Below are 13,395 nucleotides of genomic sequence, written 5' to 3'. Positions count from 1 at the left end.
TCTAAAATTCATGAATTCTTCTTTACTACAAGGGTATGTCAAAATATTCCTAGCCTTAGTATTTTGGGCTAGTTTGTATCATATAGCTCCGCTTCCATTAGAATATGTAGATATATATTTGGTTGGCTTAATTCGTTATGTTATGGCGTCTCTTATTTTTCTTGTAGTTCACTATTTTTTTACCAAAACATTTTTCCCACGCTTAAATCTTAGACAATGGCTTTATGTTATAGCTGTTGGATTCTTTGGGGTGTTTCTATATAACATAGTATTCTTATGGGCGGAGAAGCTAATATCTGGGAATATTGTTGCGATTATATTTGCATTTAGTCCATGTTTGATAACTATCTTGTCTAGTTATATGTTTCAGATGAAAGTTAATCAACAAGCAAAGATTGGTATATTGGTTGCATTGTTAGGTACTATCGGTGTTGTGATGTTTTCTAGTAACTCTTCTATGCAATGCTCAACTGGTATCAATATGAACCTAGGAGAAATATTAAGTATATTAGCTGTTGTATGTTTTTCAGCTTATGCGATATTTGGTAAATGTTGTGTAAGAGCAGGTGTTGATATGATTACAATCAATACTTACGGTGCTATAGTTGGCATGATAATGTTTGCTATAGTAAGTTTATTTAAATCAGACTTTTCAGAACTTGCTCATACAGATATTAAGTTCTGGGGTAGTATGCTATACATAGCCGTATTTGCAACTGTATTAGCTTATTTGTGGTATCTAAGAGCTCTTGAGGAAATTGGAGTTTATAAGACGGCAGTTTTTCAAAACACCATGCCATTTTTAGTTATTTTGATTGGTTTTGTATTATATGGAGAAACAATTTCTATGCTATCACTACTTTTTGGTGGTGTTGTGTTTTTGGGTGTGTATATGACAAACGCAGCAGTTAGTAAGCGATCATAGACTGTAGCATATTTTATTAATGCTTAAATTAACATAATATATTATTAATTCTAACATTTAGTTCTAGCTTAGATCAATTAAAATTTAACAAGGACTGTCAATTATTCCCGTATGTTTCGAATTAAAAAATTGCTATTATCAGTTTCGAAATAGTTCTATATATCATTTGGATGCGCACAAAAGCAGGATTTTCATTATTGGAGTTAATGGTTATAATAGTCGTTGTTGCTATTGTAGCTACTATAGCTATACCCATGTATTCAAATTATAAGACTAGAGCTAAAATTTCGGTAACAGATGCAATAGCAAATAGCCATCTCAATCAAGTCACAGATTATACCTCTGGGAAAAAGACATTTCCTGATGAAACTTCTGAATTATGGGGGTGTAGAGAAGTTAATAGAGATAATGTTATTCAGGTATGTATAGAACGAATAGATTCAAAAAATGCTGTTATGAGGGTATATATTGATCAAGATATATTACCTAATATAAAGCAACCTTATTATCAATATAATTTAACCTTAGTATATTAGGAGAAGTGATATGTTTACTAAAACACTAATAGTTACTATTGGAATTTTTTTGAATATATCTTTACTAAATGCAGCTGTTCTTTATATAAATAAAATTGCTGGTAATATACCTAATAATTTAGTTACAGGAGTTGGTTCTAATAAATCTACAACTAATCAGAACTCTAGTTTAGATTATCTTTATGATACACCTACTTTTCGAAATATAACTAGTATGCCTTGGTTTAGTAGGTGTGGAGAAACTACAACAGTTTGCAAGAAATACTCAAATGGAGTTTATGTGGAAATTGGTAATGATGTTTTCCATATTGTTTCGGGTAATGGAGAAGTATGGGAAGATACTTATCTTGATAGGAATATTTTTGGAATTTCTATAGATTCATTAGGTAGATTAAAGACTTATAGTGGTATATTAGGAAATCCAGCTCCATATGCACATAATGCTGGAGATATTATTGATAGATATACTAATACTGACTTTTCACCTTATGATCCTCCCAACTTTAATGTTATTGATGAATTTGAGAAGTCAATAGCAGCTTTTTTGGAGACGCAAGACTCGGAAGATAGTGATATAATAAATAAGCCTTGTGGAAGTAGTTGGTTTTGTTCAAAAGAAACCGTGCGTGAACAAATTAATAATTATTGCTCTGAAAATCAAGCAAATAAATATTGTCAAACAAGATCTTCTTCTAATTAAGACTATTTCTGAAATCTGCTCCATAAGGTGAGTATGTGAATCCTATGCTCTCACGATTATGAACTTCAACAAGTCTTGAGTGAAGATCAGAACTGGTTGATGAATCTCTATGAAATTTGCTCCACTGATTATTTTTATAGGAATCTTTACAACCTACAAGTAGAAAAGTTAGAATTATTAAGCCTACAATTTTCTTAAGCATAGTTGTAAATTACTTTATTAATTAATAATAAGATTAATAATACATATTATCAGATTAGGCTAATGAATAAATATTCTTAGAGAACATTTTTTATATATAAATGTAGCTTCGCTAATTAACTTTTAATGGGTGCCATTATTTTTTTCTATATACACGTAAATTAATAGTAGTTATCCTAAGTCAATTTTTATTTATCTATATAAGAGTATATGAATAGTAGAGGATTCTCTCTAATAGAGCTAATAATTGTTATAGCGATAATTGCTATCATAGCCACTATAGCAATACCAATGTATTCAAACTATCAAGTTAGAGCAAAACTTTCTGGTGCAGATATCGCGGCACGAAGCTATATTAATGAGATTACTCATTATACATATGAAACTGGAAAATTTCCCGATGAAAACTCTCAACTTTGGGGATGTGTTGAAGTAAATAAAGATAATGTTGTACAAGTATGTAAAGAAAGAGTAGATGCTCAGAATGCAAATATTAAAGTTTATGTTGAACCAACTTTAATACCTGATGTTGCTGAACCGTACTATCAGTATGATTTGGTATTGACTGAGTAGGAGATTAAACTAAGAGGTATAGTTATGAAATTTAAAAAAATAGTAGTTTTATTAGGTAGTTTTTTATTGGGTGATATTGCTTCAAATGCTGCAAATCTTGAAGTGACTAAATCTGCAGGGAATTTATCTAGTAGTATGGTTCCTGGTGTAGCTAATGATAGTGATACAACAGATGAAGCATCTAACACTACAACTGATACAACATCTGCTCCAACAATTGAAGATACTCGAGCAGCATTAATTGCATCTGGTGATATTGTACAACAGGCTATTCCAACTAAATCTTTATTAAATGATCAGAAAAGTTATTTAAATGAAGAGGGTACACATGGATTTGAGTGGGTTGGTACTCCTGAGGAGGGACATCTTGAAATTGCTGCACCAGATGGTTCGAGGCTTGCTCTTGAACTTCCTGAAAAGGTTGGATATAGATACTCTTGGGGAGATCGTTATTGGGGTCTAAAAGATGCTGAAGGTAATAGTTATTCAATTAATTTACATGATAATGGTAGTATAGATGCTTGGCTAGGTTCAAAAAATGTCTATTCAAACTATGATTATGGAGATCCTGCGAAAAATAAAACATTAGAAAAAGCGCCTCAAGGATTCCAAGATCTTTTTACGGCTATTAAAGAAGAATAATAATATTAAATTTAGTATTTATTTACATCTTTACTTCTTCTAAAAACCACCTATCAAGAGAAATTATACAGTTTCCATATTTAATAGACTCATAAGTTCCTCCATTATATGCAGAGCTAATGTTTGAGCATATATTATCACGGTATTTTTTAAATTCTTTGATGTTAGAGTTTTTGAGAGAATCTAGTTTTTTATCATACATTTGCATTTGTGTCTTAAGGCATTGATTAATCTCATAGGTATTACCATCACATATTGGACTATTGGCAAAAACTAGTATTGGTAGAAATAGTGAGAGTATTATTCTAAGCATTGTCTTATATCCTATATTTCGATGATATGACTATCTAAATTAAGAAAGTCGATGATTTTATTTTTTTCTGTAGTCGTAATAAAAACTTGTGATTTTAGATTTTTGAGATAGCTAAAAAGGGTTTTTGTATGAGTATTATCAAGTTCAGATGTTATATCATCTATTAGATAAATACATTTGTTTTCATTTTCTGAATTATGAATCTCTCCTTGTGCTAATTTGATTGCACAAATTAGTAGTTTCTGTTGTCCACGGGAAAAGATATCTTGTATTGGTTTATGATTTATAGTTAAAACTATATCAGCTTTGTGAGGACCGTGACTAGTAACATTGTATCTGTTATCAGAGTCAAATGATTCTTCTAAAACTTGGACTAGGCTTTTATGTGAGTTCCAACCGCGGAAGTAATCTATATCAAGTTTCAAATCTGGATTAAATTGTGACAGAACTTCATATATTTTAGGTTTTAGTTTTATAAAATAAGCTTGTCTTTTGTAATCTAGAATATCAGCAAACTCGCATAATTTTTTATCTATCCCGTTGATATAAGCCTTTGGGTAGTTTTGTTTAAGAGCAGAATTTCTTTGCTTGATAAGAAATTTAGTTTGTTGCCATATTTTTAAAAAAGTTTTATCAAGATAAAAAGCGCCCCAATCAAGAACTTTACATCTTTGTTGAGCACCAGAGTTTATGATATTGAAACTTTCAGGATTCATTAATTGGATAGGTAAAACTCGCGTTATTTCAGTATGATTTTTTTGAATTTCGCTATTTAATTTTGAAATATTATTACTATTTTTTTTACGTGATAGTGATATGACTACTTCATCAGGGTTATAAGCTTTTGTATAGACTATAAACTCATCGCTATCATGGTTAATTATGCGATTGAGCTGTGAGCTACGAAATGATCTACTATGTGAGAGAAAATATATCGACTCAAGAATGGATGTTTTGCCAGAACCATTTTTACCAACTATAAAATTTATACTATTTTTAAAGTCAAAACTCTTAATAGGAATATTTCTAAAGTTTTGTAAGCGTAAATTGGCTATATACATTTTTTAGATAAATTCTAAGCTAGTATTATAAATTTGTTGTTTTAGTATATCAGGATTTACTTGATAAATATCCTTAAGCAATTCAAAAATTGTAGGTATATTTTCTGGAGTGTTAATATCTTCACAACTATTATAAAGTCTCATGTCAGGTGAGTCTGTTTCTAAGACAATATTTTTCGGGTTGATTTTTTGTAGAGTTTGTTTAAGTTTTGACTGTGGGTGAGAGATAATTCCTCCAATGCCTAATTTAAAGCCAAGATCTATATACTGTTGTGCGATAGTATCGCTTGCATTAAAAGCATGAATAATTCCACCATTAGTAAATTTTAAATCTTTAATGATTCGTAATACCTCATTATGAGATTTTACAACATGAATAATTACCTGTTTATTGAGATTTTTAGCAATAGCTATTTGCACTGAAAAAAATTCTATCTGTTTATCAAAATTTTCAAATCTTTTATCTAGACCAATTTCCCCTATGATTTTAGTTGAATACTTCTGAGTATATATTTCTAAATGATCTAAATCAGATAAACTATGATTGACTGTAAATACTGGATGTAAACCAAAACAAATAGCGACGTTACTGTGTTGTTTATTAAGTTGAATCAGATTATCCCAATTATCTCTTCGAGTCGCAGGGTTTATAAAGTGATTAATACCTAATTCATTACAGTTTTGTAATATTGCATCTCGTATCTTATCAAAAATAGCAAAATCTAAGTGACAATGTGTATCAATAAACATAGATGTTTAGTTAAATTCTTTGGTTTATTAAGTTATAATATAGCGCAATATACATAACAATTATACTTTTCAGCATCTTGAGAGTATTAGTAAAATAAACATTTATCTATAAGGTTTGTAAATGAGCAAAGTTACAAAAGATTTTTTATTTGAATTAGGGACAGAAGAACTACCTCCAAAAGCATTACGTGGCTTAGCAGAGTCTTTGTTAAATAGTGTAGAAACTCAATTGAAAGACGCAAAAGTTGGTTTTGGCGGTACCAAGTGGTTTGCTTCACCTCGAAGATTATCTTTTATAATCAAAGACTTAGCTGAGTCTCAAGAAGACATAGTTGTTGAAAAGCAGGGTCCGCTAGTTAGTATTGCTTATAAAGATGGTGAACCAACAAAAGTAGCTTTAGGTTTCGCAAGTTCTTGTGGAGTAGAGCTTGATCAATTAGATAGAATCGAAACTCCAAAAGGTGACAAACTTTTTTATAAAACTATACAATCTGGTCAACTAACTGTTTCCTTGTTGCAAGAAATTATTACAAAAGCACTTAAGCAGCTCCCAATTCCAAAAATGATGCGTTGGGGTGATTCTGTTGTTGAATTTGTGAGACCTGTGCATTGGGTACTAGCGTTGTATGGAAATGAGATTGTTGATATTGAAATTTTAGGACATAAAGCTTCTAATATTACTTATGGACATAGATTTCATCATCCTGATGCAATATCTATCAATGAGATTGCTGAATATGAGAGATTATTAGCTGAAGCCAAAGTTCTTATCGATTGGGAGCAACGCAAGCAGATGTTAATTGAACAGGCTAAAAAGATAGCTAAAGAAAATAACTATAAGGTCGTTTTAGATGATGATCTTGTAGAAGAGGTTTGCGCTATTGTAGAGTATCCAAATGCTATGCTATGTAGTTTTAATAATGATTTCTTGAGAGTTCCACAAGAAGCGTTAATATCCTCAATGGAGGAGCATCAAAAGTGTTTTGCATTATTAGATTGTGATAATAATCTTGTTGCAAACTTTATTACAATCTCAAATATTGAGAGTAAGAAGCCTGAGCTTGTAACATCTGGTAATCAAAAAGTTATGAACGCAAGATTAGCTGATGCGGCATTTTTCTATGATACAGATCTAAAGAAATCTTTAGAACAATTATTACCTAGATTAGAGAATGTTACATTCCAAAATAAACTTGGAAATATGTATCAAAAAGCTCAAAGAATTGCTAATACAGCACAGAAATTAGCAGATTTGAATAATGTAGATAGCCAACAAGCTTACAGAGCTGGTTTATTAGCTAAGGCTGATTTGATATCTGATATGGTATTTGAGTTTACTGATTTACAAGGGATAATAGGTAAGTATTATGCAAAAGCACATGGTGAAACAGATATCGTTGCTGATGCTATAGAACAGCAGTACTGGCCAAAATATTCTGGTGCAGAATTACCAAGGACTGATGTCGCAGCTTGTGTTGCACTAGCAGAAAAGTTAGATACTTTAGTTGGGATATTTGGAATTGGTCAAAAACCAACAGGAAATAAAGATCCATTTGCTCTAAGAAGATCAGCAATTGGTATTCTGCGTATTCTAAGAGATACAAATATTGATATAGCTTTAGAAAAGGTTATCGAAATTGCATTAGATAGCTATAAAGAAGTGAATAACTTAGAGTTTAGTTCTGATATAAAAGCAGAAGTAGTATCATTCTGTCTAGATAGACTAAAAAATCTATATAAAGATGAAGGTGTTGCTGTAAATATCTTTGAATCAGTAATTAATACTAAATATGATTCAATCAAGGATTTTGCAGCTAGAATAATAGCTGTAACTAGTTTTATATCTACAGATAAAGCTCAGAGCCTTATAGCATCAAATAAGCGTGTTGCTAATATTCTTATTAAGAACGCATCTGAAGATAAAAAGTACTCTTATAATATTGAGATAGCTAAAACAGCAGGCAATGAGTATGAGCTAGCTCTTGCTTATAGCATAGAAGAAATAAGTGCTGATCTTGATAAGTATCTAGGTAATAGAGAATATAATTATGCTTTAGAGCTTTTGACTTGTTTAGATAAGGTTATCGCAGAGTTTTTTGAAAATGTTATGGTTATGGATGATGATGCCAGTGTCAGAGATAATCGAATTGCATTACTTGCAACTATTCATAAAATGTTTGTTGGTGTAGCTGATATTTCAAAACTTTAATCTTAAAATATTTATTTCATTATTTTTCTGATTTATTATATTTAATAAAGCAATCTTTTTTTAAAAAAATATGTCAGAACAAAAAAATGTTTTAGGTGGTATGTTGAAGCTGTGTTGTTTAGAGCCTAAGACTGGGTTTTATAGAGATGGATTTTGTCGCACTGATAATCATGATCATGGCTTACATGTTGTATGTGCCATTATGACCAAAGAGTTTCTAGAGTATACAGCATCAAGAGGCAATGACTTGTCTACACCTAATCTTTTATTTGATTTTCCAGGGCTTAAAGCTGGAGATAAATGGTGTTTGTGTGCGTTGAGATGGTTAGAGGCATATCAAAATGGAGTAGCTCCAGAAGTAGTGCTTGAGTCAACTAATGAGAAAACTCTACAAGTAGTTAAGAAAGAATATCTGTTAGAAAAGGCTCACTCTGTAGAGGTTTAGCTTCTATCAGCTTTTTTATTTAGTTTATAAATTCCAAAAAGTAGTATAACTGTTGCTAATGCAAAGATGAACTGAGCAATTGGTGATGCTACTACCAAGTCTCTACCATGATAGAAACTTATAAAATAACTTCCGCTTGCTGCAATCATATTTTTGATAAAGTTTACAATTGAATTAGCTGTACCAAAACTATGATCAATTTGATCTATTGCAAATGAATAAATAAGAGTTGAACTAAAAGCAACGCTAGCACACAAAACAAACATTATAACAGTATAGATAAAAGCATTGTCTAGTTTTAGAGCATTAAATAGAATCAAAATAATACAGCTTAACGCTATTAATATGACACTATAGTATAAAAATTTTAATTGTTGAACATGGTGTGAGTTCTTTTTGATAATAACATTTGCAAGTATAGAGCCTAAGCAGCAAACTCCATAGTAGATACAGTACCATAAAGATCCGGTAGCATAATCACCTAAATATATTAAAGCTGATGATGATATAAAGATAAAAAGAGTTGCAAAAATAGTTCCACTAGCGATTGTAGCAAGCATAAAGCGAGGATTAGTTAAATGTTGGAAGTAGCTTGGGATTAATTTTATTAGGCTAGATTTTCTATCTTTAGACTCTAGAGTTTCTTCGATTAGAAAAGCACATAGAAGCATAACTACACCATATATAGTTAAAAAGTGAAATGTACTTTGCCAAGTATGAGTTAAATTTGTAAGAATAGTACCAATTATTGGAGCTACTATTGGAGCTATTAGCAATATTATTATTATTGATGCTACAAGGTTTGTAAGTTTAGCACCTTTGTAACAGTCACGAGCTATTGAGAAGGCTATTACAGCACCTACTGAGTCGGATAACCCTTGTATTAAACGCATTATTTCAAGCATTTTAAAGTTATAACTATACGAACATAGGACAGTACTTATGATATAGATTACGCTACCGATGATAATAACTTTTTTGCGTCCATATTTATCAGAGATAGCTCCCCAAAAAAGCATACCAAATGAAAAGCCAATAAAATATGTTGCAAATGTTGTAAGAACAGTACTATTACTAACACCAAAGTCATTAGCTATCAGTGGAATAGCAGGAGCGTAAGTGTTGACAGCTAGTGGCGGAAGGGCAGCAAACAATGCCAATACTATAGGGAATAATTTAGAATCTCGAGTTATATTTTTCATAAGTAGATAGAAGAAAATGTCATATATTATTTTATGGTATCAAGTATATACTCTTTTAATTTTTTACCAACTATTTCATATCTCCAACCAACCAATAGCTTATTACTCGAGTAGTTAGGGTCGATACTAAGATTATATGCTACTGAACGGATATCTTTTCTTGATGCTATTAATGAAGCATCGAATTTGAAGTTTCTTGTTTCATTATCAAAAAAAGTAGTTATTTTGTCATTTATCTCGGTGGAGATTTTAGCTCCAGATTTTTGTTCTAAGTTTATATGCTCTAGATTCTGGTTAGAGTTAATAACTGTTATTATACTTTTTTTGATCCAAGGCTTAAGTTTTTTTAGTTCTTCAGTATCAAATGAGTTTAAAGACTTAGGATTTTTATGAGCTATAGCATAAAGAATTTTATTATCAAAAATAAATCTAACAGGAATATTTTTTTGTTGAGCCATAGATTCACGCCATTGAGCTACTAATATAGCGTTTTTTTGTGTTTTTTCACTAAATTTTTGGATATTACCAATTTTATTGTGAATATTCTCAACAGTGTTAAATTCTGTTTTTTGTATATCTAATAGTTCTTCATAGAAGTATTGCTTGTAATCAGTTTGATTAAGTTTTGATTCAAGATGATATTTGATTTCTATAAGATGCTCAACATCTTTTAGAGCATAGTCAAACTGCTTTTGAGAAAGTGGCCTTTTACGCCAGTCTGAAAACTGTGATTCTTTCTCCATTTCAATATCAAGTATATCTTTGAGTAGAGCCTTGAGAGATATTTGCGATTGAGTACCTAAAAATGAAGCTGCAAGCTGAGTATCAAAAATATTATTAACTTCACAATCAAAAAATCTTTTTATAATTGGGATATCATTTGTTGCAGAATGGATTATTTTTTGGATATTCGTATCCTCAAAAATATCTTTGAGTTTACTAAAATCAAGATCTTCAAGAGTATCTATCAAAAAAATTTCATTTTCAGTAGCTATTTGTACAAGACAAAGCTCTGGGTAATATGTACGCATCCAGTAAAATTCTGTATCTACAGCTATTTGTGAAGTACTTTTAAGAATTTCAATCACGTTATTTAATTGTTTATTTGTATTAATTATCATCGTTTTTTTAGTTAAAATACTTATAGAAATTTAAACTTATCTATTTAGTTAGTATAAAAATTTATATATGTTAACATTTTTCATAAACTTATTGTTTAATAAAATTAGATGATTGCTGATAATCCTAAAGATTTTGATTTAAAAAGTTTCTTAGCAAACTTAACCACACATTCTGGTGTTTATCGTATGCTTGATAAGCACGGAGAGATAATCTATGTTGGTAAAGCAAAGAATCTTAAGAATCGGGTGAATAGTTATTTTTCTAAAGGTGCGAAAGATAGTAAAACTCTAATGATGGTAGAGCAGGTGGCTCGAATTGAGATAACTATTACTCCTAGTGACTATGAAGCATATTTGTTAGAAAATAATCTCATTAAGCAACATCGCCCTAAATATAATATTTTATTTAAAGATGATAAAAGTTATCCATATCTAGTAATTTCTCGCGATAAATTTCCTAGAGTATCTTTTTATCGTGGTAAATCAGCATATAAAAAAGGTCAATGTTTTGGACCTTATGTATCTATATCATCAGTTAAGAATACTCTAAATATTATCCAAAAAATTTTTCCAATTCGTCAATGTGAAAACTCATACTATAAGTCTAGGGTTAGGCCATGTTTGCAATATCAAATTAAATGCTGTCTAGCACCATGTGTAGGCTTGGTTTCTCAAGAGCAATATGATGAACAGTTAGCTATTTTGAAGAAGTTTTTAGCTGGGAAGTTTAGTAGTGTTTTAGAAGAAATTTCAGCTAAAATGTATCAGGCTTCTGAAGATATGGAGTATGAAAAGGCTCAAGTATATCGCGACCAGTTAGTGATATTACGCAAACTACAGCAGCAGCAAATAGTCGATATTCAAGAAGATAAAACATTTGATGTAATCGGTATCTATATGCAAGATAGCTATGCAAGTATAGCCTTATTACAAATTCAAAATGGTGATGTTGTCGCAGATAGACATTGGAGTATAGATGCCAAAGGGCAGGATAAAACCTCAATCATGCATGCTTTTTTATCTCATTTTTATTTAGGTGATGAAATTCGCAATATTTGGCCTAAAAATATAATCCTATCAAAAGTTGAGTTTGCTGATATTACTGATCTTATGAATAGTATCTCCCAAAAAATTGGTCAAGCCATAAATTGGATAGTTGCACCAGCTGCTGACAATCTCAAGTGGTTGAAATTAGCTGAGGTAAATGCACGACAAAAGCTAAATATCTACACAAGTTCAAAATCTCAGTATCAAAAACGCTTAGAAGCACTCAAAGAATTTCTTGAGTTAGAAAAAGATATTAAGCGTATTGAGTGTTTTGATATTTCACACTTCCAAGGTGAGGCAACTATAGCATCATGTGTTGTATATACAGATGAGGGCGAAGATCGCAAATCTCATCGCAGATACAATATCAAAGATATCAAGGCTGGTGATGACTATGCAGCAATTCATCAAGCAGTATCGCGTCGAGTTAGTTCAGGATTAGAAGCTGATAATCTTCCTGATGTTATGATAATAGATGGTGGTAAAGGGCAGATTCATCAAGCAGAAGCAGTTTTTAGAGAGTTTGGAATTCAAGATAAAGTTCAACTTGTAAGTTTGGGTAAAGGTGTTGAGCGTATTAGTGGTAAAGAAAAAATCTACAAAGGTTTTGATGATACCGAATATACATTAGATGAACACAATCCAGGGTTTTTATTATTACGACAAGTTAGGGACTCTGCTCATGATCATGCAATTAAGGGTCAGCGTAAAAAAGTAAGTGCAAATAGACAATCATCAATTATTGAAGAAATAGAAGGAGTTGGACCAAAACGCCGTAAAGCTTTGATAATGTATTTTGGAGGCTGGCAAGAACTATCTAGAGCATCTGTTGATGAAATCACAAAAGTCAAAGGGATTAGTAAAAAACTAGCGCAAGAGATTTGGGAATGTTTTCATTAAAAAATACTAAACATCAGCAACATAATGGCGTAGAATATTCGCATTTTAAAAACTATCAAATTAAAAAAATGAATAAAAAAGGTTTGCTACTAATTATTTTAGGAATATTTTCAATACTCTTTTGTTACTACTTTGTCGATAGACAAATTGTTTGGTTTCTATATGAGCATAATTCTCGACAATACACGATTATGAAGTTTTTCTCAGATGATATTATTTCATTTATAAAAGTTTTGGTATTTGTATTTTATGTATACTATTTCATTAAGCTTATACTTAAAAAAGTAGTAGATATTGATACAAAATTCTTGCTAGTAGCTAATGCAATTATAATTGGGCAATTTATCAAAGATATTCTGAAGGGTGTTTTTGGTAGATATTGGACGGAAACTTTTAAGAATAATCCTTCTTTGATTAGAAATGATTTATATGGATTCAATTGGTTTTCATTCGATAATATTAACAACTCTTTTCCATCTGGTCATGCTACATTTATATTTTCATTTAGTGCAAGTATGTGGATTTTATTTCCAAAGTATAGATGGATTTGGGCATTATTGGCATTTTTAGTTGTGGTTACGCAATTGCTACAATACTTCCACTTTGCTAGTGATTTAATTGCTGGGTCAATGCTAGGATCAATTATTGGGTATTATGCAGCCCAGTCTTATAATCAGAAATCTAAACAGTCTAAATAAAAAATACAAATCTTACAAAACTATAGTTATAAAATGTTGATATGTTAGAATTATTACAAATATTTAATATTT

Annotated in this window: 15 protein-coding genes; 9 read left to right on the top strand and 6 right to left on the bottom strand. The window is 30.8% G+C overall.

Annotation, left to right across the window (positions count from 1 at the left end; all coding sequences use genetic code 11):
- Positions 1 to 10 precede the first annotated feature (10 nt).
- The 3 genes from FTPG_RS07695 (at position 11) to FTPG_RS07685 (ending at position 2,161) form a co-directional block, all read left to right on the top strand.
- On the top strand, positions 11 to 925 hold the full coding sequence (locus FTPG_RS07695; RefSeq protein WP_004287875.1) for a DMT family transporter: 915 nt from the start codon (positions 11 to 13) through the stop codon (positions 923 to 925).
- 170 nt (positions 926 to 1,095) lie between these two features.
- Positions 1,096 to 1,461 carry a prepilin-type N-terminal cleavage/methylation domain-containing protein gene (locus tag FTPG_RS07690; RefSeq protein WP_004287874.1) on the top strand — a complete coding sequence of 122 codons (366 nt, stop codon included), beginning with the start codon at positions 1,096 to 1,098 and terminating at the stop codon, positions 1,459 to 1,461.
- Positions 1,462 to 1,471: 10 nt separating this feature from the next.
- The gene (locus FTPG_RS07685; RefSeq protein ID WP_004287873.1) at positions 1,472 to 2,161 is read left to right on the top strand and encodes a hypothetical protein; all 690 of its coding nucleotides are present in this window, start codon (positions 1,472 to 1,474) and stop codon (positions 2,159 to 2,161) included.
- Here FTPG_RS07685 and FTPG_RS07680 read toward each other — a convergent pair.
- On the bottom strand, positions 2,154 to 2,363 hold the full coding sequence (locus tag FTPG_RS07680) for a hypothetical protein (protein ID WP_004287872.1): 210 nt from the start codon (positions 2,361 to 2,363) through the stop codon (positions 2,154 to 2,156). The two genes, FTPG_RS07685 and FTPG_RS07680, sit on opposite strands and share 8 nt — an antisense overlap.
- Before the next feature lie 209 nt (positions 2,364 to 2,572).
- Here FTPG_RS07680 and FTPG_RS07675 point away from each other — a divergent pair, with 209 nt between their 5' ends.
- Both FTPG_RS07675 and FTPG_RS07670 read left to right on the top strand, forming a co-directional pair.
- Positions 2,573 to 2,935, top strand: a complete 363-nt coding sequence (locus tag FTPG_RS07675; RefSeq protein ID WP_004287871.1) for a prepilin-type N-terminal cleavage/methylation domain-containing protein — start codon at positions 2,573 to 2,575, stop codon at positions 2,933 to 2,935.
- A 24-nt stretch (positions 2,936 to 2,959) separates the two neighbouring features.
- The gene (locus tag FTPG_RS07670; RefSeq protein WP_004287870.1) at positions 2,960 to 3,577 is read left to right on the top strand and encodes a hypothetical protein; all 618 of its coding nucleotides are present in this window, start codon (positions 2,960 to 2,962) and stop codon (positions 3,575 to 3,577) included.
- Between the two features lie 22 nt (positions 3,578 to 3,599).
- Here the strand turns inward: FTPG_RS07670 and FTPG_RS07665 are convergent, their stop codons facing one another.
- Genes FTPG_RS07665 through FTPG_RS07655 form a run of 3 tightly spaced genes read right to left on the bottom strand, consistent with a single transcriptional unit; the run spans position 3,600 to position 5,701 of the window.
- Positions 3,600 to 3,890: a lysozyme inhibitor LprI family protein gene (locus FTPG_RS07665; RefSeq protein WP_004287869.1), complete on the bottom strand. Its 291-nt coding sequence runs from the start codon at positions 3,888 to 3,890 to the stop codon at positions 3,600 to 3,602.
- Positions 3,891 to 3,901: 11 nt separating this feature from the next.
- Entirely contained in the window at positions 3,902 to 4,951 is a 1,050-nt protein-coding gene (gene recF, locus FTPG_RS07660; protein WP_004287868.1) for a DNA replication/repair protein RecF, read from the bottom strand.
- Positions 4,952 to 4,954: 3 nt separating this feature from the next.
- Complete coding sequence (locus FTPG_RS07655) at positions 4,955 to 5,701, bottom strand: TatD family hydrolase (protein WP_004287867.1); 747 nt, start codon at positions 5,699 to 5,701, stop codon at positions 4,955 to 4,957.
- A gap of 121 nt (positions 5,702 to 5,822) precedes the next feature.
- Between FTPG_RS07655 and glyS the strand changes: the two genes are divergently transcribed.
- Both glyS and FTPG_RS07645 read left to right on the top strand, forming a co-directional pair.
- On the top strand, positions 5,823 to 7,910 hold the full coding sequence (gene glyS / locus FTPG_RS07650) for a glycine--tRNA ligase subunit beta (RefSeq protein WP_004287866.1): 2,088 nt from the start codon (positions 5,823 to 5,825) through the stop codon (positions 7,908 to 7,910).
- A 70-nt stretch (positions 7,911 to 7,980) separates the two neighbouring features.
- A complete protein-coding gene (locus FTPG_RS07645; RefSeq protein ID WP_004287865.1) occupies positions 7,981 to 8,355 on the top strand; it encodes a DUF2237 family protein in 375 nt (124 codons plus the stop codon).
- On the opposite strand, the gene FTPG_RS07640 is transcribed toward FTPG_RS07645, so the two are convergent.
- The gene (locus FTPG_RS07640; RefSeq protein ID WP_004287864.1) at positions 8,352 to 9,557 is read right to left on the bottom strand and encodes a multidrug effflux MFS transporter; all 1,206 of its coding nucleotides are present in this window, start codon (positions 9,555 to 9,557) and stop codon (positions 8,352 to 8,354) included. The genes FTPG_RS07645 and FTPG_RS07640 overlap by 4 nt on opposite strands.
- Before the next feature lie 26 nt (positions 9,558 to 9,583).
- On the bottom strand, positions 9,584 to 10,678 hold the full coding sequence (locus FTPG_RS07635; protein WP_004287863.1) for a ribonuclease D: 1,095 nt from the start codon (positions 10,676 to 10,678) through the stop codon (positions 9,584 to 9,586).
- 108 nt (positions 10,679 to 10,786) lie between these two features.
- On the opposite strand from FTPG_RS07635, the gene uvrC reads away from it, so the two are divergent.
- Positions 10,787 to 12,625: an excinuclease ABC subunit UvrC gene (gene uvrC, locus FTPG_RS07630; protein WP_004287862.1), complete on the top strand. Its 1,839-nt coding sequence runs from the start codon at positions 10,787 to 10,789 to the stop codon at positions 12,623 to 12,625.
- Positions 12,626 to 12,693: 68 nt separating this feature from the next.
- Positions 12,694 to 13,323: a phosphatase PAP2 family protein gene (locus FTPG_RS07625; RefSeq protein ID WP_004287861.1), complete on the top strand. Its 630-nt coding sequence runs from the start codon at positions 12,694 to 12,696 to the stop codon at positions 13,321 to 13,323.
- The last annotated feature ends 72 nt before the right edge of the window (positions 13,324 to 13,395 follow it).

The organism is Francisella philomiragia subsp. philomiragia ATCC 25015, from assembly GCF_000156715.1.
In the GTDB taxonomy this organism is placed as follows: domain Bacteria; phylum Pseudomonadota; class Gammaproteobacteria; order Francisellales; family Francisellaceae; genus Francisella; species Francisella philomiragia.
The sequence above is the reverse complement of the archived record's forward strand: the minus strand, read 5'-3'. Positions and strand labels throughout refer to the sequence as shown.

Excerpts from the sequence above, each read along its gene's own strand:
- glyS (WP_004287866.1), top strand. The coding sequence starts at position 5,823 with ATGAGCAAAGTTACAAAAGATTTTTTATTTGAATTAGGGACAGAAGAA.
- FTPG_RS07695 (WP_004287875.1), top strand. The coding sequence starts at position 11 with ATGAATTCTTCTTTACTACAAGGGTATGTCAAAATATTCCTAGCCTTA.
- FTPG_RS07685 (WP_004287873.1), top strand. The coding sequence starts at position 1,472 with ATGTTTACTAAAACACTAATAGTTACTATTGGAATTTTTTTGAATATA.
- FTPG_RS07655 (WP_004287867.1), bottom strand. The coding sequence starts at position 5,701 with ATGTTTATTGATACACATTGTCACTTAGATTTTGCTATTTTTGATAAG.
- FTPG_RS07645 (WP_004287865.1), top strand. The coding sequence starts at position 7,981 with ATGTCAGAACAAAAAAATGTTTTAGGTGGTATGTTGAAGCTGTGTTGT.
- FTPG_RS07690 (WP_004287874.1), top strand. The coding sequence starts at position 1,096 with ATGCGCACAAAAGCAGGATTTTCATTATTGGAGTTAATGGTTATAATA.
- FTPG_RS07635 (WP_004287863.1), bottom strand. The coding sequence starts at position 10,678 with ATGATAATTAATACAAATAAACAATTAAATAACGTGATTGAAATTCTT.
- FTPG_RS07680 (WP_004287872.1), bottom strand. The coding sequence starts at position 2,363 with ATGCTTAAGAAAATTGTAGGCTTAATAATTCTAACTTTTCTACTTGTA.
- uvrC (WP_004287862.1), top strand. The coding sequence starts at position 10,787 with ATGATTGCTGATAATCCTAAAGATTTTGATTTAAAAAGTTTCTTAGCA.
- FTPG_RS07640 (WP_004287864.1), bottom strand. The coding sequence starts at position 9,557 with ATGAAAAATATAACTCGAGATTCTAAATTATTCCCTATAGTATTGGCA.
- FTPG_RS07675 (WP_004287871.1), top strand. The coding sequence starts at position 2,573 with ATGAATAGTAGAGGATTCTCTCTAATAGAGCTAATAATTGTTATAGCG.
- FTPG_RS07670 (WP_004287870.1), top strand. The coding sequence starts at position 2,960 with ATGAAATTTAAAAAAATAGTAGTTTTATTAGGTAGTTTTTTATTGGGT.
- FTPG_RS07625 (WP_004287861.1), top strand. The coding sequence starts at position 12,694 with ATGAATAAAAAAGGTTTGCTACTAATTATTTTAGGAATATTTTCAATA.
- FTPG_RS07665 (WP_004287869.1), bottom strand. The coding sequence starts at position 3,890 with ATGCTTAGAATAATACTCTCACTATTTCTACCAATACTAGTTTTTGCC.
- recF (WP_004287868.1), bottom strand. The coding sequence starts at position 4,951 with ATGTATATAGCCAATTTACGCTTACAAAACTTTAGAAATATTCCTATT.